Origin of the sequence: Komagataeibacter oboediens (genome assembly GCF_018491655.1) — a bacterium.
GTDB classification, from domain to species: Bacteria; Pseudomonadota; Alphaproteobacteria; order Acetobacterales; family Acetobacteraceae; genus Komagataeibacter; species Komagataeibacter oboediens.
The window spans coordinates 1-18713 of record NZ_JABLUU010000001.1 but is presented as its reverse complement, the minus strand read 5'-3'; the positions used below and the strand labels follow the sequence as shown (position 1 = coordinate 18713).

Annotated in this window: 18 protein-coding genes; 13 read left to right on the top strand and 5 right to left on the bottom strand. The window is 63.1% G+C overall.

Features of this window, described 5'->3' with window-relative positions:
- Positions 1-44: 44 nt before the first annotated feature.
- The 9 genes from HNO79_RS17190 to thiL all read left to right on the top strand — a co-directional run bounded on the left by HNO79_RS17190 (position 45) and on the right by thiL (position 10134).
- Positions 45-227, top strand: a complete 183-nt coding sequence (locus tag HNO79_RS17190) for a hypothetical protein (RefSeq protein WP_010514389.1) — start codon at positions 45-47, stop codon at positions 225-227.
- A gap of 3 nt (positions 228-230) precedes the next feature.
- Positions 231-2033: a sensor histidine kinase gene (locus HNO79_RS00085; protein WP_048855398.1), complete on the top strand. Its 1803-nt coding sequence runs from the start codon at positions 231-233 to the stop codon at positions 2031-2033.
- 98 nt (positions 2034-2131) lie between these two features.
- Positions 2132-3844, top strand: coding sequence for a thiol reductant ABC exporter subunit CydD (cydD, locus tag HNO79_RS00080; RefSeq protein ID WP_214164382.1), 1713 nt, complete (start codon positions 2132-2134; stop codon positions 3842-3844).
- Positions 3841-5535 carry a thiol reductant ABC exporter subunit CydC gene (gene cydC / locus HNO79_RS00075; RefSeq protein ID WP_214164383.1) on the top strand — a complete coding sequence of 565 codons (1695 nt, stop codon included), beginning with the start codon at positions 3841-3843 and terminating at the stop codon, positions 5533-5535. Before cydD ends, cydC begins: the two co-directional genes overlap by 4 nt.
- A gap of 137 nt (positions 5536-5672) precedes the next feature.
- Positions 5673-6047 (top strand): OmpA family protein, encoded by a 375-nt coding sequence (locus HNO79_RS00070; protein WP_010514394.1) that lies wholly within the window; start codon positions 5673-5675, stop codon positions 6045-6047.
- A 23-nt stretch (positions 6048-6070) separates the two neighbouring features.
- Entirely contained in the window at positions 6071-7906 is a 1836-nt protein-coding gene (recQ, locus tag HNO79_RS00065; RefSeq protein ID WP_010514395.1) for a DNA helicase RecQ, read from the top strand.
- Positions 7907-7965: 59 nt separating this feature from the next.
- Positions 7966-8472, top strand: a complete 507-nt coding sequence (nrdR, locus tag HNO79_RS00060) for a transcriptional regulator NrdR (protein WP_029329466.1) — start codon at positions 7966-7968, stop codon at positions 8470-8472.
- A 72-nt stretch (positions 8473-8544) separates the two neighbouring features.
- Positions 8545-9126, top strand: coding sequence for a transcription antitermination factor NusB (gene nusB, locus HNO79_RS00055; protein ID WP_214164384.1), 582 nt, complete (start codon positions 8545-8547; stop codon positions 9124-9126).
- A 15-nt stretch (positions 9127-9141) separates the two neighbouring features.
- Positions 9142-10134, top strand: coding sequence for a thiamine-phosphate kinase (gene thiL / locus HNO79_RS00050; protein WP_214164385.1), 993 nt, complete (start codon positions 9142-9144; stop codon positions 10132-10134).
- A gap of 24 nt (positions 10135-10158) precedes the next feature.
- Here the strand turns inward: thiL and HNO79_RS00045 are convergent, their stop codons facing one another.
- Positions 10159-11319, bottom strand: coding sequence for a hypothetical protein (locus HNO79_RS00045; protein ID WP_010514399.1), 1161 nt, complete (start codon positions 11317-11319; stop codon positions 10159-10161).
- Between the two features lie 156 nt (positions 11320-11475).
- Here HNO79_RS00045 and HNO79_RS00040 point away from each other — a divergent pair, with 156 nt between their 5' ends.
- Positions 11476-12273 carry an SDR family NAD(P)-dependent oxidoreductase gene (locus HNO79_RS00040; RefSeq protein ID WP_010514400.1) on the top strand — a complete coding sequence of 266 codons (798 nt, stop codon included), beginning with the start codon at positions 11476-11478 and terminating at the stop codon, positions 12271-12273.
- Between the two features lie 260 nt (positions 12274-12533).
- Positions 12534-13502 carry a glucokinase gene (gene glk / locus HNO79_RS00035; protein ID WP_010514401.1) on the top strand — a complete coding sequence of 323 codons (969 nt, stop codon included), beginning with the start codon at positions 12534-12536 and terminating at the stop codon, positions 13500-13502.
- A gap of 55 nt (positions 13503-13557) precedes the next feature.
- On the opposite strand, the gene HNO79_RS00030 is transcribed toward glk, so the two are convergent.
- Positions 13558-14025: a hypothetical protein gene (locus HNO79_RS00030; protein ID WP_244987393.1), complete on the bottom strand. Its 468-nt coding sequence runs from the start codon at positions 14023-14025 to the stop codon at positions 13558-13560.
- 365 nt (positions 14026-14390) lie between these two features.
- Here HNO79_RS00030 and HNO79_RS00025 point away from each other — a divergent pair, with 365 nt between their 5' ends.
- Positions 14391-16091, top strand: coding sequence for a thiamine pyrophosphate-binding protein (locus tag HNO79_RS00025; protein WP_214164387.1), 1701 nt, complete (start codon positions 14391-14393; stop codon positions 16089-16091).
- A gap of 18 nt (positions 16092-16109) precedes the next feature.
- On the opposite strand, the gene HNO79_RS00020 is transcribed toward HNO79_RS00025, so the two are convergent.
- Positions 16110-16607, bottom strand: a complete 498-nt coding sequence (locus HNO79_RS00020) for a hypothetical protein (protein WP_010514404.1) — start codon at positions 16605-16607, stop codon at positions 16110-16112.
- 193 nt (positions 16608-16800) lie between these two features.
- Between HNO79_RS00020 and HNO79_RS00015 the strand changes: the two genes are divergently transcribed.
- Entirely contained in the window at positions 16801-17613 is an 813-nt protein-coding gene (locus HNO79_RS00015) for a hydroxyethylthiazole kinase (RefSeq protein WP_374699948.1), read from the top strand.
- Here HNO79_RS00015 and hpxZ read toward each other — a convergent pair.
- Together hpxZ and HNO79_RS00005 are read right to left on the bottom strand one after the other, a co-directional pair.
- Positions 17608-17997 carry an oxalurate catabolism protein HpxZ gene (hpxZ, locus tag HNO79_RS00010; protein ID WP_214164388.1) on the bottom strand — a complete coding sequence of 130 codons (390 nt, stop codon included), beginning with the start codon at positions 17995-17997 and terminating at the stop codon, positions 17608-17610. The genes HNO79_RS00015 and hpxZ overlap by 6 nt on opposite strands.
- Before the next feature lie 28 nt (positions 17998-18025).
- Positions 18026-18475, bottom strand: a complete 450-nt coding sequence (locus HNO79_RS00005) for a hypothetical protein (RefSeq protein WP_010514407.1) — start codon at positions 18473-18475, stop codon at positions 18026-18028.
- Positions 18476-18713 lie beyond the last annotated feature (238 nt).

The following is an 18713-nucleotide window of genomic DNA, read 5'->3' as shown; positions in this document are numbered from 1 at the left end:
GGGCAGGGATTGTGTGAAGTGGGAATTTACTTCGGGATAATGCGATGGCTCTGAAGGACAAGTGTCCTCCCAGGCAACCAGGAAAGAAGTCCATTAACAGATCGGATGACGCGTTCGAGCTATGGTTGAAGCGGGGGCTGCATCAGTTGTTCGATGATGTAACAAAAGAGCCAGTGCCCGAGGAACTCCTGCGTTTGATTGAGGAAGACCGGAAACGGACAAAATAACGGATGTCCGTGTTCCCTTCTTCCGGTCACGGCAGGCAGGTCCGTCACCGGAGCCTGTTCACCCGCGTCGGTCGCGTGTTCGACGCCGTGCGTGGCCGGATGATGGCGATCATCCTGCTGGCGGCCATGCCCATTGCCCTGATTGGCGCGGTACAGGCATGGCACAGTTACCATTCCACCCTTGAAGCTCCCGGTGAGCGGACCGACCTGACGGTATCGCGCATCGACCTTGAACTGCGACATGAGGCCGATCACCTTGGCTCCCTGCTGCAGGCCGTGTCCCGCATGCGGCTTGATGATGCGGGCCTGCGGCATATGCTCGAACTGGTGCAGTCCCTGACCGGGCGGCATTACAGCCAGATCGCCCTGGCGGATGACCGGGGCAACATCCTGACCGCCGTGGGACGGCAGGGCGATGCGCCTGCGCTGGGGGCGGATGCCATGCCCCGTTTCCAGGGTGATGTCCGGATGGTCGCGCTGACCGATCCCCTGACCCATGTGCCCGGCTATTTCCGGATTACGGTTTCCGCCGTCATTTATGATGACGCGGGCAGGCCCGCGCGTCCGGGGTACCTGACCGCGGTCATGCCGCTGTCATGGCGCAGTGCCATCCTGCAGGCCAGTGACCCGCGACTGGACCTGGTGCAGCAGAACGGGCCGATCCAGATATGGGTGGTGGACAGCCAGGCCCGCGCCGCGGCGCCGCTGTGTTCCGACTGCAACTGGGCTGCCCGCCCCCCCGACCGCATCATGCAATGGGCGCGCGTGACCCTGGCGACGGGGGGCGACCATGCGCACATCACCCTGCCGGAGGGATCGTTTTCCATCGGTCGCGTGCAGGGGGGCGTACATGTCCTGACCATGACGCGCCGCAACGCGGGGGAGCGGCATGCGGTGGTGATGTTCGCCATATCGCTGGTCAGTAGCGGGCTGCTGCTGCTGGCGGGGCTGCTGGGGGCATCCAAGAGTGCCGACGTGCTGGTGATTACGCCGTTGCGGCAGCTGACGGCATCCGTCAACCAGTGGCAGCTGGGGGGCATGTACGAAGTACGCTCCAACTGGGCCATGCCGCTGGAGGTCAGGCAGTTGGCCCATGCCTTCAGCAAGGCCACCCGCAGGCTGGCGCGGCATGAAAAGCGGCTGGAACGCGCGCAGGCGCGGCAGGAACTGCTGCTCAAGGAAATGCATCATCGCGTCAAGAACAACCTGCAGATCGTGGCGTCGCTGCTGAACCTGCAGGCCGGTCGCATCCGCCAGCCTGCGGCACGCGAGGAATTTGCGCAGGCGCGTGATCGTGTACGCGCGCTGGCCACCCTGCACCGCTATCTTTACGCCGATGGCGAACTGTACAGCCTGAACATGCAGAGTTTCGTACGCGAACTGTGCGGCCAGATCATGCATGCCATTGGTGAATCCGACGAAAGCCGCATCACGCTGGATATCCGCGTCGATGACCTGCTGATGGTGCCGGATCAGGCGGTGCCGCTGGCCCTGATCGTGACGGAAGCGGTCAGCAATACCATCAAATACGCCTTTCCCGACCGCCAGCATGGTACGCTGGAAGTTGGCCTGCGCGCGCTGTCTGGCGACCGGGCCTGCCTGTGGATTGCCGATAACGGCGTAGGTATGGCGGCGGCGCGCAATCATTCCGCGGCAGAGGAAGGGCGCAGCGGGATCGGCATGCAGCTGATCCGTGGTTTTGCCCGGCAACTGGGCGGCGAACTGCAGATGTTTGAGGAAAACGGGACCCGCTATGTCCTTGTTTTTCCGTTGAAGCAGCCCGAACAGGATGAAACATCCGCGTGAATCCATGCAAAAATGCATGGCAGAGTTATGGCGTGGGCAGATTCAGGCCATGGATGATGGCTGTCCCTGTGCCGTGTCCTTCGGTATAGGGAACGGTCATGAACGATGACAAGACAGTGATGAAGGCGTGGACGAAGGCACAGTCGCGTCTTGGGCGCCGGCAGGCCATGCCGGTTGTGTTGCTGGGGCTGGCCACGGCGGCCACTGCGGTGGGACAGGTCTGGTGCGTGGCCAACGTGCTGGCTTACGTGCTGGTCGGCGGCGGCCAGTCGGCGGTGACGTGGCCGCTGGCCGGGCTGGTGGTGCTGGCCATCATCCGCGCTGTCTTGCAGATGGGGTCGGACATGCTGGCCGCCCGTGCGGGCATGAAGGCGCGTGCGCGCCTGCGTGGTGGGGTGCTGGACGCCATCCTGCGCGGCGGGCCGGGCCTGCTGCGCCGTCATCATACAGGGGAGCTGGCGGCACTTGCCGTTGACCGGATCGAGGCGCTGGACGGTTTTTTCGCCCGCTGGTTGCCCGCTTCCGTGCTGTGGGTTGCGGCTCCGCTTGTCATCGGCGTCCTTGCCGCCCTGGTGCAGCCGGGTTCGGCGCTGATCATGGCGATATGCGGCATTGCCGTGCCCTTCGGGCAGGCCCTGTTCGGCATCGGTGCCGCAGTTGCGTCGCGCAACCAGTTCCTTGCCATGACCCGCCTGCAGGCGCGCTTCCTTGACCGGGTGCGCGGGATCGCCACCATCGTCCTGTCCGGCCGGACGGACGATGAAACGCGCAGGCTTGCGGCTGCGGCGGAGGAACTGCGCCTGCGGACCATGAAAGTGCTGCGGGTTGCGTTCCTGTCCTCGGCTTCCATTGACTGCGCGATGGTCGTGGCCCTTGTGCTGGTGGCGCTGCGCAACGGGGCGCAGCTTATGGCGCTGCATGATCAGGGCGTGCCGGCGACACTCATGGCGGCCCATGTGGCGCGCGGGCTGTTTGTCGTGCTGCTGGTACCGGAATTCTTCGCACCCTTCCGTAGTCTGGCGCTGGCCTATCAGGATCGCGCCCATGCATCGGGGGCTGCCGCGGCCATGCGGATACTGCCTGATGCCGCCACCGTGCGCACTGCCGGGCAGACGGTGTGCGAAACGGGACAGGGGGTCAGTGTCGCGTTCGAGCATGTGGGCTTCACGTGGGATCCCGCGCGCGGTGCGACGCTGGATGATGTTACGTTTACCGTGCCCGCGGGCCAGACGCTGGTGCTGTGCGGCCCGTCGGGGTCGGGCAAGTCGACCGTGATCGAAATGTTGCTGGGCTTCATCCAGCCCGAAATCGGGCGCATTACCTTCAATGGTGTCGACATGGCCACCATCCTGCCCGAGGCGCTGGTCGCCATGACATCATGGATCGGGCAGAAGCCGGTCCTGTTCGCGGGCACCCTGCGCGAGAATATCCTGTTTGCCCGTCCCGATGCCACGGATGCGCAGTTGCAGGCCGCCATCAGGACGGCGGCGGCGGACACCTTCATCGCCACCCTGCCGCATGGGCTGGACACCCTGATTGGCGAAGGCGGGTTTGGCCTGTCGGGTGGTCAGGCGCAGCGCGTGGCGATCGCGCGTGCCTTCCTCAAGGACGCGCCGCTGCTTTTGCTGGATGAACCGACATCCCACCTTGACCCGCAGACCGAGGCGGACGTGTTCGACAGCCTGCGTGCGCTTGCGGCCCATCGCACGGTTATCCTCGCCAGCCATTCTGCGGCGGTGGACGGGTTCGGGGGGCAGCGGGTGGACCTTGATCATGGCCGTATTGTCACCAGTGGGGAGAATGCATCGTGAAGTCCTCGGAAAACCGGGAATTCGCGCGGCAGGCGCGGCGTGAAGGCGTGATGGGACCGGTGCTGCAGATCCTGCACATATGGCAGCGCCGTGCCCCGTTGCTGACAGCGGGCGCGCTTCTGTCCCTGCTGGCCGTGCTGATTGGTCTTGTGCTGATGCGCGAGGCGGGCATGCGGGTCGCGGCCATGACGATGGGCATGATCGTGGTAACGACCGGGGCGCTGCGCATCTTCGGCAGTGCGCGGGTGATCCTGCGCTATACCGAACGCCTGGTCACGCATGACGCGATGTTCCGTGCACTGGCGGATGTGCGGGTATGGTTCTTCCGCAACCTGGCGCGTGGCGCGGCGGCCGGGCTGGGCTTCCGTCGCGCGGGCGATCTGCTGTCGCGGCTGGTGTCCGATGTCGAGACGCTGGACGGGCTGTACCTGCGCATCATCATCCCGCTGCTTGGCGCCTGTCTGGTGCTGCCGTTCCTGTTCATTGCCATCAACATGGTCAACACGGTGCTGGCGGTTGTCGTGGCCGGGCTGTTCGCGTGCAGTGTCTTTGGCCTGCCGCTGGTCGCCGCCATGCTGGGGCGGCGCGAGGGCGGACTGGTCAACCATGCCAGCGCGCAGTTGCGGATCGGCGTGCTGGACATGGTGGGGGGCTTGCGCGAAATCGCAACCTTTGGCGCGGAGGGCCGCATGCTGGCCCATGTCCGTGACCGTGATGATGCCCTGTACCGTGCCCAGATGAAGCAGGCGCGTATGCTGGCCATGTCAGGTGCCGTGTCCTACCTGTGCGGACAGGCGGCGGTGCTGGTGGTGCTGGCCGCGGCACTGGGAATCGGGCTGCCGCATATCGCGCCCCTGCCTGCGGCCGCAGTCCTGTTCCTGACGGTCGCGGCGTTTGAAAGCGTCGGGGGACTGACCCGCGCGGGTGCGCTGGCGGGCAGCATTACGCAGGCTGCGGCCCGTGTCGTGGCCGTAAGCGATATGCCGGAACACGCCCCACCCGAAGGCACCGAGCCCGCACCGGCGGGGACCGACATCTGCTTCGATCATGTCTCCTTCCGCTGGGACGCCAACCGTGCCCCGGTGCTTGATGACCTGAGCCTGAGCATCCCGGCAGGCCAGCGCATTGCGGTGCTGGGACCGTCGGGCGCGGGGAAGTCCACGCTGGCGGCGCTGCTGCTCAAGGCGGTGGCTCCCCAGGGGGGATGCATCACGCTGGGTGGCCGCGATATCGCCACCATCCGCGATGAGGACCTGCGCAGGCGGATCGCGTGGCTGTCACAGGCGACGCACCTGTTTGCCGATACGATTCGTGCCAACCTGCTGCTGGGGCGTCCCGATGCCACGGAAGCCGACCTCTGGACCGCGCTGGAACAGGCCCGGGTTGCGGATGTGGTGCGCGAACTGCCCGAAGGTCTGGACAGCTGGCTGGGTGAAGGTGGTGCGAGCCTGTCCGGCGGGCAGGGACGGCGTCTGGCGCTGGCGCGGGTGCTGCTGTCGCGCACACCCATCCTGATACTGGATGAACCGGCCACGGGGCTTGATGCCCGCACCGAGCAGGAATTCCTCCAGACCCTGAATGATGTCACGCAGGGGCGCACGGTTATCCTGATCGCACACCGTCTGACGGGTATTGAAAAACTGGATATGGTATGGCGTATTTCTGGCGGAAAAATGGTCAGTGCCCGGTGACAAAGGGGTGGCCATGCCAGTGGAAAGGATTGACGCGGCTATCCCCACAGGGCACGAAGTAGCGGAAAACCGGATCGGGCATACCATAAGGCTGAGAGCGATCCGTCTTGAATACCTGAATCAGGAGTAAATTCATCATGCGTCGCCTGTCCCTTCTTCTTGGTCTTGGTCTGCTGACAGGGTGTGCTGGTGGCCATCCGGGTAAATATGTCGTGTTCTTTACCGAGAACTCCACCCAGCTTGACACGCCGGCCCAGACCGTGATCACGCAGGCTGCACAGCGCGCCGTCTCGAGCCACGCCAACGTGCGCGTCGAAGGCTACGCCGCTGCCAGCCATGACCTGTCTGCTGATGAACTGCTGGCCATCGACCGTGCCAAGATCGTGGCCCGCCAGCTTGCGGTTGACGGCGTGGATGCCAGCCGTATCCGCCAGCAGCCGCGTGGTCCGCTGAACAATGAAAACGGTGCGCTGGCGTCGCGCCGTGTCGAAATCGAGGTTGGTGGACGCTGATCGACGGTCCTTCTTCTGATAATATGACTGCCCATGACGGCGCATCGCGCAATCCGCGTGATGTGCTGGCCGAGGTATTCGGCTTCCCTGATTTCCGTGGCCTGCAGCAGCAGGCCGTGGATGAGGTCATGGCGGGCCGGGACTGTCTTGTGCTCATGCCGACCGGTGGTGGCAAGAGTGTCTGCTACCAGGTGCCTGCCCTGGCGCGCCCCGGGACCGGACTGGTCATTTCCCCCCTGATCGCGCTGATGGACGATCAGGTGGCGGCCCTGCGCCAGTTGGGGGTGAATGCAGGCGCGCTGCATTCTGAACAGGAAGCCGATGATGCCGCCCGTGTCCGTGCGGACCTTATGGCAGGGCGGCTGGATATCCTTTATGTCTCGCCTGAACGGCTGCTGTCCCCTGGCATGCTGGAACGGCTCGGGCGGCTGACGCTGTCGGTCATCGCGATTGACGAAGCGCACTGCATTTCCGCCTGGGGCCATGAATTCCGGCCCGAATACCGCGAACTTGCGGCGCTGCCGCAGCATTTTCCCAATGTGCCCCGCATCGCCCTGACCGCCACGGCAGATGCGCGTACGCGCAGCGATATCCTCGATGCGCTGGCGATGCCGGATGCGACGGTGCTGAAGGCCAGCTTCCACCGGCCCAACCTTGATATCGCCGTGCGCCCCAAGACATCGGAACTGCGGCAGTTGACCGGCATACTGGACCGGCACCGGGGGGCTGCGTCCATCGTCTACTGCGGCAGCCGCAGCAAGACCGAGCGGATTGCCCGCTCGCTGGCAGGCAAGGGCTATGCCGCGCTGCCGTTCCATGCAGGCCTGTCACCGGTAGAAAAGCGCGCGGCCCTCATGCGGTTCCGCTCGGGGGAGCCTGTGGTGATTGTCGCCACCATTGCCTTTGGCATGGGGATCGACCGGCCCGATGTGCGCGCCGTCGTGCATCTGGACATGCCATCCTCGCCCGAAGGGTATTACCAGCAGATCGGCCGCGCCGGGCGTGATGGCGCGCAGGCCGAAACCGTGCTGCTGTATGGTGGCGATGACATGGCCCGCGCCCGGTACTGGCTGGAACAGTCCAACGCGCCCGAGGCCCAGAAACGGATCATGAGTGCCCGCCTGGAAGCCATGATTGCCCTGACCGAGACCACGGGCTGCCGCACGCAGGCGCTGCTGTCCTGTTTTGGCGAGGAACTGTCTACCGCCTGCGGGCACTGCGATAACTGCCGCAATCCGGTCGCGACGTTTGATGGCACGGTGGCGGCACAGAAGGTGCTTTCGGCCATCTATCGCACCGGGCAGCGTTTTGGTGCGGTGCATGTGGCTGGCGTGCTGCGGGGCAAGGCGTCGGACATGACGTCCCGCCACGGGCATGAAAAGCTGAGTGTGTTTGGCATTGGCCGTGATCGGCCCGAACCCTTCTGGCGTGGCGTGATCCGCCAGTTGATCGCGCGTGGCGCGATAAAGGTGACGGGCGAATATAATTCCCTTGCCCTTGAGGAGGGGCGTGCGCGTCCCATATTGCGTGGCGAGGAGCAGATCATGCTGCGCGAGGACGCGACCGAAGACCTGAAAGCGGCAGGCCGCGGTTCAGGCAGCGGGCAGCGGCCCCAGATGGTGGATCTTACGCCAGAAGCCGCCGCGCGGTACGAGGCGCTGCGGCAATGGCGGCTGGGTGAGGCGCGGGAGCAGGAAATTCCGCCCTATGTCATTTTCCATGATGCCGTGCTGCATGATATTGCACTGGAATGTCCGACCTCGCTGGACGAACTTGGCATGATCCGTGGGGTGGGTGGCTCCAAGCTGGCCCGCTATGGCGCCGCGGTGCTGGATGTACTGGCTGATGTCGGCGCCTAGCCCGTCACGCCCCCGCGTGGCGTGTTCTGTTTCATCGCGTAATCAGGAAACGGTTTTGCATGCGTTGCCCTTTTTGTGGAAATGACGATACGCAGGTGAAGGACAGCCGCCCGCATGAAGACGGCGCGGCCATCCGGCGCAGGCGCATATGCGGATCATGCGGGCAGCGTTTTACCACCATTGAACGCGTGCAGTTGCGTGACCTTGTGGTGATCAAGGCCGATGGGCGCCGCGTGCCGTTCGAGCGCGATAAGATGGCGCGTTCGGTCCGTATCGCGCTACGCAAGCGCCCGGTGGATGCCGACCGGATCGAACGGATCGTCAATGGGCTGGTCCGGCATCTTGAGGCAATGGGGGAGACGGATATCCCGTCGCGCGATATTGGCCGGCTGATTATGGAAACGCTGCGTGAAATTGATTCCGTGGCCTATATCCGTTTCGCCAGCGTGCATTGGGATTTCCGGGAAACCAAGGATTTCGCGGATATTCTGGATACGATTTCAGCATCCGTATCGGGGGATGCAGGCGAAGAGTTTTCCCCATCCGACCCGAAAGACAAAGATTGAACTGGACCCCGCCGCGCAAAGAGGCGATGAAACCCAGAATTTGCAGCAATGCCATAGCAGGAGTAACGCGCCATGACACAGACAGACGGTGACCGGCAGCCCAGGGTCCGTTCCCGTACCGCATCGCGTGTTGCAGCGGTGCAGGCCCTGTTCCAGATCGAACAGGGCAATGAAAGCCCGGAACGGGTCATAAACCAGTTCATGCGCCACCGGCTGGGCACGTCCGCGTCCGAACAGTGCGCATATGCCGAAGGGCAGGTGCCTGATGCGGATGCGCGCCTGTTCGGGATCGTGGTGCGGGGCGCCATGGCCCGGCAGGACCGTATTGACGCGCTTCTGCATGACATCCTGCCCGCCTCGTGGCCGCTGGCCCGGCTGGACCCGGTACTGCGTGCGATCATGCATGCCGCAGGTGGCGAGATGACCGGTGCGGACCCCGTTCCCGCGCGCGTCATCATCAATGAATACATGGATATCGCCCATGGGTTCCTTGCCGGGGATGAACCGCGCATGCTCAATGGCGTGCTCGATGCCCTGTCGCGGCGGATCAATGACCCGACGGGGCCCGTGGCGGATGCGGATGGCGTGGAAACGATAGTGGTGGATGAAGAAGCTCCCACCACCGATGCCGCGCCCGACACCAGGCCCGCCTGAACCCGGCGGAAGGGCATGACGGCCATGGGACAGGACACGCTGTCGGATAATGGCCTGCCGGCGGAATTCGGGTTCATTGCCCGTATTTTCCGCCCGCTTGCGGGAAATGGGGCGCTGGACCTGCGCGATGATGCCGCCGTGTTCATGCCGCCTGCCGGGCGTGAACTGGTCATCGCCGCCGACGCCATGGTTGAAGGCGTTCATTTCCTGCCAGATGATCCGTCTGATACCGTGGGGCGCAAGCTGCTGCGCTGCAACCTGTCGGACCTTGCCGCAATGGATGCGACCCCGCTGGGTTATCTCATGACGGTGTCCATGCCGCCCGAACGGGACGAGGCATGGTTCGCGGGCTTTGCCTCCGGGCTGGTGCATGACCAGAAACGCTTTGGCATTACGCTGCTGGGGGGGGATACCACCTCGACCTCCGGGCCGCTTGTTTTGTCCCTGACGGTGCTGGGGCATGTGGCGCCGGGGCAGGCGTTACGGCGCAGTACCGCCCGCGTGGGTGACGGCATATGGGTGACGGGCACCATTGGCGATGGCGCAATGGGCCTGCTGGCGCGGCGGGGGCAGGTGGCCGATCCCGATCATTTCCTGGCGCGACGATACCAGTTGCCACGACCCCGGCTGGGTCTGGAACTGGGGGATGTGGCATCCGCCGGGATGGATGTATCCGATGGGCTGGTGCAGGATCTGGGGCACATGGCGCGTGAAAGCGGGGTCGGTATCGTGATCCATGCGGATCAGGTGCCGCTTTCGCCCGCCGTGCGCGCGCTTGGCCCGCAATGGCTGCCCACATGCCTGAGCGGGGGGGATGATTACGAACTGCTGCTGGCTGTCCCGCCTGCGCACGAAGATCGCCTGCTGCGCCATGCCGCACGGTCCGGGGTGGAGGTGACGTGCATCGGTCAGGTGGTGGCGGGAAATGGCGTGCAGGTGCGCGACAGTGCAGGGCATGAGATGGTACTTGCTCGGCGTGGCTGGAGCCATGTGCCGGACGGGGGCTGAGGCCCGCCAGCCACGATCCGCCGTTCAGTCGGTCAGGGGACGGTCATAGACCCGGTAGCGTTTGCACGGTTCGGGTGTAATGCGTTCGATCAGGCGGCGCATGGGCAGGTTTGTTTCCAGCACCCAGCCCAGTTCGACCGTGCGGTAGGGCAGGCTGCGCCCGCGTTTCATGAGTTCGGTAATGGCGAGGGCAGGCATGATCGCGCCCAGTGCCGTACCGTCCAGTACGGAACTGACACCCAGCAGGATAACGCGGGCGGAATGGAATTCATGCCGCAGCAGGCGCTTGCCCAGCTTCAGCCACCCCAGTGGTGAGGGATCCCCGTTGAGGTCGGCGGAGATGTCGAACACATTGGGCACAACCAGCGCCACGCAGACCGGTTTGCCATCCTGTTCGATCAGCACGAAATGTTCTGGACGCAGGATGGGCTTCATTTCCACGATCATGGCCTGCATGTCTTCCCGCGCCAGCGGGATCGACCCCCAGTTGTTGCGCCATGCGTCGTTGTACAGCGTGCGCAGGATCTCCCCATCTTCGTCAATGCGGTCCATGCGCAGGCCACGGGTGGTGACATTGCCCAGCCGCCCTTCGCCCAGGCGCAGGCTGGCGGGGACAAGGTGGGCTTCCTCCGCATCCGGCCCTGTGCGCATCTGGTAGGCCACAAGGTCGCGCACCTTGGTACAGCCGCAGGCTTCCATCATGCCGGGCAGCCATTGGGGATGCCACGGCATGGCCACCATGGGCAGGGCATGGTGCCCCTCGATCATCATGCCGAATTCGCCATTGCTATCCAGCGTCTGCGGCCCGCGCATGAGCTTCATGCCGTGCTGGCGCAGCCATGTGCCTGCCGCATCCAGCAGGGCTGATACGACCTCCAGGTCGTCAATGGCGTCCAGCGCGCCGAAAAAGCCGACCGGTTCGCCATAATGTTCCATGGAAACCGGGTCGATCTGGGCGGATATGCGTCCCACCGCCCGGTCGCCCCGCATGGCCAGGAAATACTGTGCGCGGCCCAGACGGAAAAAGGGGCTCTTGCGCGGGGTCAGCAGGTCGCGCTGGGTTAGGTCCAGGGGCGCGACGTAACCTGGCAACCCGGCGTACAGGCGACGGGGCAGCTGGATAAAGGTGGTCATCTGACGAAAGCCGGAAACGGGAATGATAGTAAGACGATCGGTTTCGTTCATGACCGGTTCGTTGCATCCTGAACATTACCCGCATCGACCTTCATTCCGTCACGGAACGGGGCAGGCTATGCAGGCATGGGTTAAAAGAAGTGATTCGGTGGTCCGTCCTGTTGCTGTGCTGATGGCACAGAAGGACCCTTAAAAGGAAGATAGACAATGACGGTTCGGTCCGGTTCACGCATGGATGAAGGGGCATATGTGCTGATTACGGGGGCATCCAGCGGGATCGGGGCGGAACTGGCATGGCTGTATGCGGCCCGTGGGCGGCCGCTGGTGCTGTGGGGACGCAATGCCGAACGACTGGAAAACGTGGCCGCACGTGCCCGCAGTTACGGCGTCAGCGTGCATACGCGCGTGCTGGACCTGTCTGATGGAGCAGCGGCGATTGCAGCCCTGCGCGAGGATGATGACAGCCATCCGCTGGATATCGCCATCCTTGCCGCGGGCCTTGGGGACATGCGGCGCGGGCGCGACGTGGTGGAACGCGCGGAGGACGTGCTGCGCCTGGGACTGGTCAATTATGCCACGCCATCGGCCATGGCGGCTGCCGCGGCCGAGCGCATGGCCCCGCGCGGGCGGGGCCATATCGTGATGATCAGTTCCGTTGCCGCCTTCCATGCCCTGCCGTTCGCCGCGGCCTATTCCGGGTCCAAGGCGGGGCTGAAACGCTTTGCCGAGGCGCAGCAGATGGCGCTGGCCCCGTTGGGGATCGGGGTGACGCTGGTCTCGCCCGGGTTTGTGGACACCCCCATGAGCCGCCGCGTGGTGGGGGCCAAGCCCTTTCTGCAGACCGCGCCTTCGGCCGCGCGCAGGATCGCCCGTGCCGTGGACCGGAACCGGCCGCACCTGGTCTTTCCGTTCGTGTTTTCCGTGCTACGGCTGGTGGATACGCTGGTGCCGTGGCCGTTCAAGCGGCGGATACTGTCGGCCATCAAGGCCGACCAGATGGACTGAACTGCCTGCGGACGGGATATGGTCCGTATAATATGTTTTAATGTTAACCGGAACGATTGTGGCCATTTCGTGACATTTATCAATGAAATTGCGCGATAGCTGGTCTTGTTTTTTGGTCAGATGTGTTAACCGGTATGTCTGCGGCGCCTGAATTGCCTGCTCTGTTGCATGGAATGCATGGGGAAGGGCACAATCGCAGACTGTTTTTATTGTAATAGCGGGGCAAGGAGCTGCCGTATGGCCACGGAGCGTGACCGGACATGAAAGAGATCGTAGCAGTTGATATTGGCGGCACGCATGCGCGCTTTGCCATCGCCCAGGTTGATCAGGGGCGGGTTGTCACGCTGGGGGACGCCACGACCCTGAAATGTGCCGATCACGCCAGCCTGCAACTGGCATGGGAAGCCTTTGCCCGCGTGGTTGACCGTCCTCTGCCCAGGGCCGCAGGCATTGCCGTGGCCTGTCCGATCAAGGGCGATATCCTCAAGCTGACCAATAACCCGTGGGTCATCCAGCCCGCGTGGCTGCCGGTCAAGCTGGGTGTGGACGAACTGATCCTGGTGAATGATTTCGGCGCCGTGGCCCATGCCGTGGCGCAGGTGGGCGAAGACAGCCTGCAGCATATCTGCGGTCCCGAACTGCCGCTGCCCGAACAGGGTGTGGTTACCGTCGTGGGGCCGGGCACGGGTCTGGGGTCCGCTTATATCGTGCGCCGCAAGAATGGTTATTTCGTGTGCGAAACCGAAGGTGGCCATATCGACTTTTCCCCGCTGGACCAGCTTGAGGACCGGATCCTGAGCGTGCTGCGTCGTCGCTACCGGCGTGTGTCGGTTGAACGCGTGGTGTCGGGGCCGGGGCTGCTGAACCTGTACGAGGCGATTGCCGAAATGGGGGAACTGTCGGTCAAGGCGCGTGATGACAAGGCGCTGTGGACCATGGCGCTGGAGGGATCCGACCCGGTGGCCGCCGCGGCGCTGGAACGTTTCTGCCTCAGCCTTGGTACGGTCGCAGGCGACCTGGCCCTGGCGCAGGGGGGCAGCGCGGTCGTGATCGCCGGTGGCCTTGGGCTGCGTCTGGCCGAACACCTGCCCCGTTCCGGTTTTGCCGAACGCTTTGTGGCCAAGGGCCGCTTTGAAGGCATGATGGCGGAAATGCCGGTCAAGCTGATTACCTATCCCCAGCCCGGGCTGCTGGGGGCGGCGGCGGCCTTTGCCGAAGCCTATCGCTGATACGGCCTGAAGGGGCGTCCCGTTACTGGCGGGGCGCCCTTTTTCATATCCGGGATCAGCCGCGCCACAGGTGCCCGGGCATGGCGTCATAATGCTGGGTCAGGAAATCCAGCAGCAGCGCCAGCACGTCGCCCATATGCCGGGGATCATACCGGGCATGATAGGCGATTTCATGCATCGGCTGGTTGTTGATCATGGTGGCGACCAGAATCCGCTCGTAGCGGTGGCCGATGATGTCATGAATATATCTGTAACGGTTGATTGACCCCATCCGCCCGTTCAGCGGCCGTACGGACAGGCCGAGGGATGTCCTGTCCAGATCCGGGTCTTCCTGTCCCATGACGCCAATCCGGTAATCCGTGGCCCAGAACCGGGCTGCCGCCATGTGGTGCGCGGTGATCAGACCACCGCGGTGCAGCGTGTCGATCACGGGCGACAGCGACAGGGGCGCATCCTCCGCGTTGTTCCCGTCGGGTGGCAGGGCAGACAGGGTAGCGGGGCTGTCAGCGGACAAGGGGCTCACTTTCATGACTGCGTGTTACCGCATCATCTTCACGTCCGGAACGTGGGTCAATTGAAAGAGTAAGATTATCCCCGCTCCTGCATGAAAAAATATCATCCCTTCCGGTCCAAATGCTTGAGGGTCAAAAAGCCGGATAAAAAAACGGCATCACCCGGGACGGGGTGATGCCGTAAGGTTCCGTGGACAATGTTGGGAAATCGACGATCGGGAATCTGTCGGGCGACCCACGGGTAAAGAAACTGATAATGATAGTAATTATCATTATCAAGATAAAAATGGCATCTGCCCTGATTGTCCCGATGGTGGACCCGGTCCCGAAAACGTGGTGCGATAGCCGCACCGTCAATGCATACGCAGGGGACAGCATGGCTATTACACCGCTTGAGGTCGCAGCACGGCGGACAGGGGGGCGGCGGGGTGCTGATATCCTGCTGGAAATTTTGGAAAGTGAAGGGGTCCGCTACATTTTCGGCAATCCCGGCACGACGGAACTGCCGCTGATTGATGCGCTTCAGGGCCGCCCGGATCTGAAATATATCCTCGCGCTGCAGGAAGCGAGCGTGGTGGCCATGGCCGACGGTTATGCACAGGCCGCAGGGCGCCCCGGTTTCCTCAACCTGCACACTGCAGGGGGGCTGGGGCATGGCATGGGCAATCTGCTGAATGCCAGCGTGTCACAGACGCCGCTTGTCGTGACGGCGGGACAGCAGGACTCGCGACACACGATTTCTGATCCGTTGCTGTTCGGGGATCTGGTCAGTATCGCGACCCCTGCCGTCAAATGGGCGCAGGAAGTCCTTCATGCGGACCAGTTGCCGGTGCTGGTGCGACGGGCTTTCAACGATTCGATGGCCGCCCCGTCCGGCCCTGTCTTCCTGTCGCTGCCCATGGACGTGATGGAGGAAACCAGTGATGTGGATGTCGGCTCTCCTTCCATCATCAATCGCGATTCCATAGCTGGTGGCCTTCCGGAACTGGCGCGTGCGCTGGCGGAGATTACGCCAGGGCGACTGGCGATCATTGCGGGGGATGAGGTCCATGGCGCGGATGCGGCGGCACAGGTCGCGGCAGTGGCCGAAATCCTTGGTGCGCCGGTTTATGGCGCGTCATGGCCATCGCGTATTCCGTTTGCGACGTCCTGTTCGTTATGGGCGGGCAACATGCCCACACGCGCGACCGACATCGCCCACAGGCTTGCGGATTATGACGCGATCTTCGCGCTGGGTGGCAAATCACTGATTACCATCCTGTATTCCGAAGGCTCGCCCGTGCCGCCGGGCTGCGCGGTTTATCAGGTATCGGCTGATGCGCGTGATCTGGGACGTACATTCCAGACTCCGCTTTCGCTGGTGGGGAATATCCGTGCATCGCTGGACGTGCTGCTGCCCCTGCTGCAGCAGGCGACGCAGCCCCGCCGGGCCGAATTCACGGCGGCCCGCGACCATGTCATCGCCGCCCGTGCCAGCAGGCGTGCCGAGGCGGAGGGTCTTGTAGCCCGTCACCGCGATGACCCGGTCGTAGCCCCCTGTGTTGCCGCGCATGAGGTCGTGCGCGCCATTGGTCCCCGGATTGCCATTGTGGATGAAGCGATTGCGACATCGTCCTATACGCGCATGTTCCTCGATAGCGACTGGGCCGCGCAATATTCCTTCCTGCGCGGTGGTGCGCTGGGGTGGGGCATGCCGGCAGCAGTCGGGGCCTCGCTCGGGCTGGGCCGGGAGCCGGTGGTCTGCCTGGTGGGGGATGGTGCGGCACTGTATTCCCCGCAGGCCCTGTGGACGGCGGCACATGAGGGTCTGCCGGTGACCTTCGTGGTGATGAACAATCGTGAGTATAACGTGCTGAAGGGATTCATGCGCGGACAGACGCACTACATTTCCGCGCGGGAAGGGAATTTCCTGGCAATGGATCTGTGTAATCCACCGATCGATTATCAGGCCATGGCGACGTCCTATGGCCTGGACTCCCGCCTGATTACCCGTGCGACGGATATTGCCCCGGCGATCGAGGCTGCAATGGCATCCGGCCGTCCCAACCTTGTCGAGATCGTGATCAGCACGATCTAGAAAAAACGGCCCTATTCCTTAGCGCAGGGGAAAGGTGCAGCGGGTCGGCAGGGTATCGGCCCGCTCCCGCCCCGGGTCCACGCGCAGGGTCAGCCGCATGACGGCGGCGGCCAGATGCGCGCCACTGGTATGCATGGTCGTCTTTATGTCCACGCCATGGTTGTTATCCAACACCGCGACATTGCGCCCACGCCCCACGGTGCCTTCCGCCCGGACGGACCAGTATGTGCCATTGATGTCGGACAGGCGGGCAAGATTGTAGACCGTCCCTTCGCCCCTGAGCTTGCTGTAACCAATCCCGATCGCCCCACCGCCCGTAATCTTGACCGGATAGGAGTGTTCGCCAAAATACAGGCGTCCCTTGCCCCATGAATACCCGCCGGCAAGAGCCGCATCGCGCAGGGTGAAGCATAGCCTGGCCGTTGGCTGTCCCAGTGCATCCGCAGCCCATGCGGAAGAGGAGGCCAGTAGTCCTGCGGCAAGAATGACAGGGGCAGAGAGGAAAGCTGGTCGCACGGTATGTTCCTGCTACGATATGTCGGCTGGTAAAAACATATATGAGATCAAGAGGGCTACCGGCATCATTGACCGGCTGCGTTCTTTGTTTTTCAGTCGATTACCACCAAAAGGCAACCCCTGTCTGTGTCGGCCCCCATGGGCTGGACGCGTGGGAAAGGAGCGCAACCTTATGCACGCAGCAGCCATATCCATGAATTATGATCACCCTGCCTGCCGCGCCGTCCTGCGGCAGGTCAGGCAGCAGGCGCCGTTTGTGTACGGGTTGACCAACTATGTTGCGGCGACCCTCAGCGCCAATGTGCTGCTGGCGGCAGGGGCGGCGCCCGCGATTGGCGCAGCACCGGGCTGGCCGGCCGGTTTCGGGGGGCATGCGGGGGCAGTATGGGTCAATGCGGCGGGGCTGATCAATTGCACGGCACAGGATATGCTGGCCGCCGTGCAGGCTGCGAATGCCGCAGGGGTGCCATGGGTGCTCGACCCCGTGGCCATGGGGGCTGGTATCGGGGAATATGATGCCATTATTCGTGATCTGATGCGACAGGGGCCGGCCGTCATACGGGGCAATGCCAGTGAGGTCATGGCCCTGGCTGGCGGTGCGGCGACGGCGCGGGGGGTGGAAACCACGGCCTCCATCGCACAGGCAGTGCCGATGGGACAGGATCTGGCCCGTAATAAACAGGTGATCGTGGCGATCAGTGGGCCGGAGGACCATATACTCGGCCCTGATGGGCGTCACCTTGTCGTGCCGGGCGGTAACCGGTTGTTGACGGTCGTGACGGGGGCGGGATGCGCCTTGGGTGGGCTGGTGGCGGCCGGCCTTGCGGTGACCCCGGTGGAATCGGACAGGCTGGTCGCTGCGGCAGCCATTCATGCACTATATGCGCGTGCAGCTGAAATCGCGGCCCGGAATGCAGGCGGGCCAGCTTCCTTCGCGATCGGATTTGTCGATGCCCTGGCGCAGTTGCAAGACACCGACATCTCTGACGGAATCAGTTCATCATGATATATCCGCCATAAGGGAGACATGCGCGGCAATGACCTTCCACCCATCGGGAGTGCGGATCCATGTCTGGCTCTGCCGTCCGATCCGTTCACCGCCATGGCGACGGAATTCCAGGTCAACCGTGCCGGCATCCGTGCCGATGGCGGTAATATGGCGTCGAAGCACATCGCGCGGGGGCGATCCCCCCGTCCGGTTGCGGCGGAACGCGGCGATTTCATCAAACCCGTACAGCGTTTCGCCGACCCCATACCGCACGGTTTCCGGCCCGTGGTAAAAGAGCGCATCGAGTTCCTGAAGGTTATTGTCACTCAGCGCCTTTTCATAGCGATCGGACATGGCGGTCAGTTCCGCGACGGTTTCGGGACGGTTCAGGACAGGGGACATGGTGTTTCCATAAAATGTGATGGTGACGTTATGCCTTGGCTGCAGGCGCTGCATGGGCACCGTTTTCCGTTACATTTATAACAGCTTCATCGGAAAACGATACGACTTCCGAAGGTGCGCGGCTGGCCGCTTCGTTCGTTTTGCGGGCCAGATCATTAGTCACTGTTTTCAGTTCCGCGACTTCAGATCTGACATCATTCAGTATTTCCATCAGGGCTGCATGATCTTCTGCCGCACGCCGGTCGGTTCCCCGGCTGAGTACCGCATTGCCCACCATAAGGGCGGGGAGGGCAACCAGCTGGATACAGTTGCTTATGTAAAGCAGCGTATTCTGCCATGCAGGCGCAGCCAGCGGGATAAGCGAAAAGACCAGAAAGGCATAAACGCACCAGATGCTTCCGAATATGATCGTCATGCGCACGGCCACATGATCGTTCACTTCATGAAGAAGGGAGGGTTTGGTCGAAGGATTCGGCATGGGAACCTGCTCGTAGCAATATGGTGTAATAATTCAGGGGTATGTCCCAGAATCTGTCCCGATGCGTCCATCTTAAAATGGATAGGATTTATGCCGGCAGGAGAGGGGACAAACGGATTCTGTCCGTCCGACATGTTTTTCTCAATTCCTGCAGGCCTCAGGAATGCCGGTTTTCTGTGGTTTTTGGGTTTTGGCGTGTGACGGTTTTCGTTTTTTTGCATTTTTATGATTGACGGTA

Excerpts from the sequence above, each read along its gene's own strand:
- HNO79_RS17190 (WP_010514389.1), top strand. The coding sequence starts at position 45 with ATGGCTCTGAAGGACAAGTGTCCTCCCAGGCAACCAGGAAAGAAGTCC.
- HNO79_RS00085 (WP_048855398.1), top strand. The coding sequence starts at position 231 with ATGTCCGTGTTCCCTTCTTCCGGTCACGGCAGGCAGGTCCGTCACCGG.
- cydD (WP_214164382.1), top strand. The coding sequence starts at position 2,132 with ATGAACGATGACAAGACAGTGATGAAGGCGTGGACGAAGGCACAGTCG.
- HNO79_RS00070 (WP_010514394.1), top strand. The coding sequence starts at position 5,673 with ATGCGTCGCCTGTCCCTTCTTCTTGGTCTTGGTCTGCTGACAGGGTGT.
- recQ (WP_010514395.1), top strand. The coding sequence starts at position 6,071 with ATGACTGCCCATGACGGCGCATCGCGCAATCCGCGTGATGTGCTGGCC.
- nrdR (WP_029329466.1), top strand. The coding sequence starts at position 7,966 with ATGCGTTGCCCTTTTTGTGGAAATGACGATACGCAGGTGAAGGACAGC.
- nusB (WP_214164384.1), top strand. The coding sequence starts at position 8,545 with ATGACACAGACAGACGGTGACCGGCAGCCCAGGGTCCGTTCCCGTACC.
- thiL (WP_214164385.1), top strand. The coding sequence starts at position 9,142 with ATGACGGCCATGGGACAGGACACGCTGTCGGATAATGGCCTGCCGGCG.
- HNO79_RS00045 (WP_010514399.1), bottom strand. The coding sequence starts at position 11,319 with ATGAACGAAACCGATCGTCTTACTATCATTCCCGTTTCCGGCTTTCGT.
- HNO79_RS00040 (WP_010514400.1), top strand. The coding sequence starts at position 11,476 with ATGACGGTTCGGTCCGGTTCACGCATGGATGAAGGGGCATATGTGCTG.
- glk (WP_010514401.1), top strand. The coding sequence starts at position 12,534 with ATGAAAGAGATCGTAGCAGTTGATATTGGCGGCACGCATGCGCGCTTT.
- HNO79_RS00025 (WP_214164387.1), top strand. The coding sequence starts at position 14,391 with ATGGCTATTACACCGCTTGAGGTCGCAGCACGGCGGACAGGGGGGCGG.
- HNO79_RS00015 (WP_374699948.1), top strand. The coding sequence starts at position 16,801 with ATGAATTATGATCACCCTGCCTGCCGCGCCGTCCTGCGGCAGGTCAGG.
- hpxZ (WP_214164388.1), bottom strand. The coding sequence starts at position 17,997 with ATGTCCCCTGTCCTGAACCGTCCCGAAACCGTCGCGGAACTGACCGCC.
- HNO79_RS00005 (WP_010514407.1), bottom strand. The coding sequence starts at position 18,475 with ATGCCGAATCCTTCGACCAAACCCTCCCTTCTTCATGAAGTGAACGAT.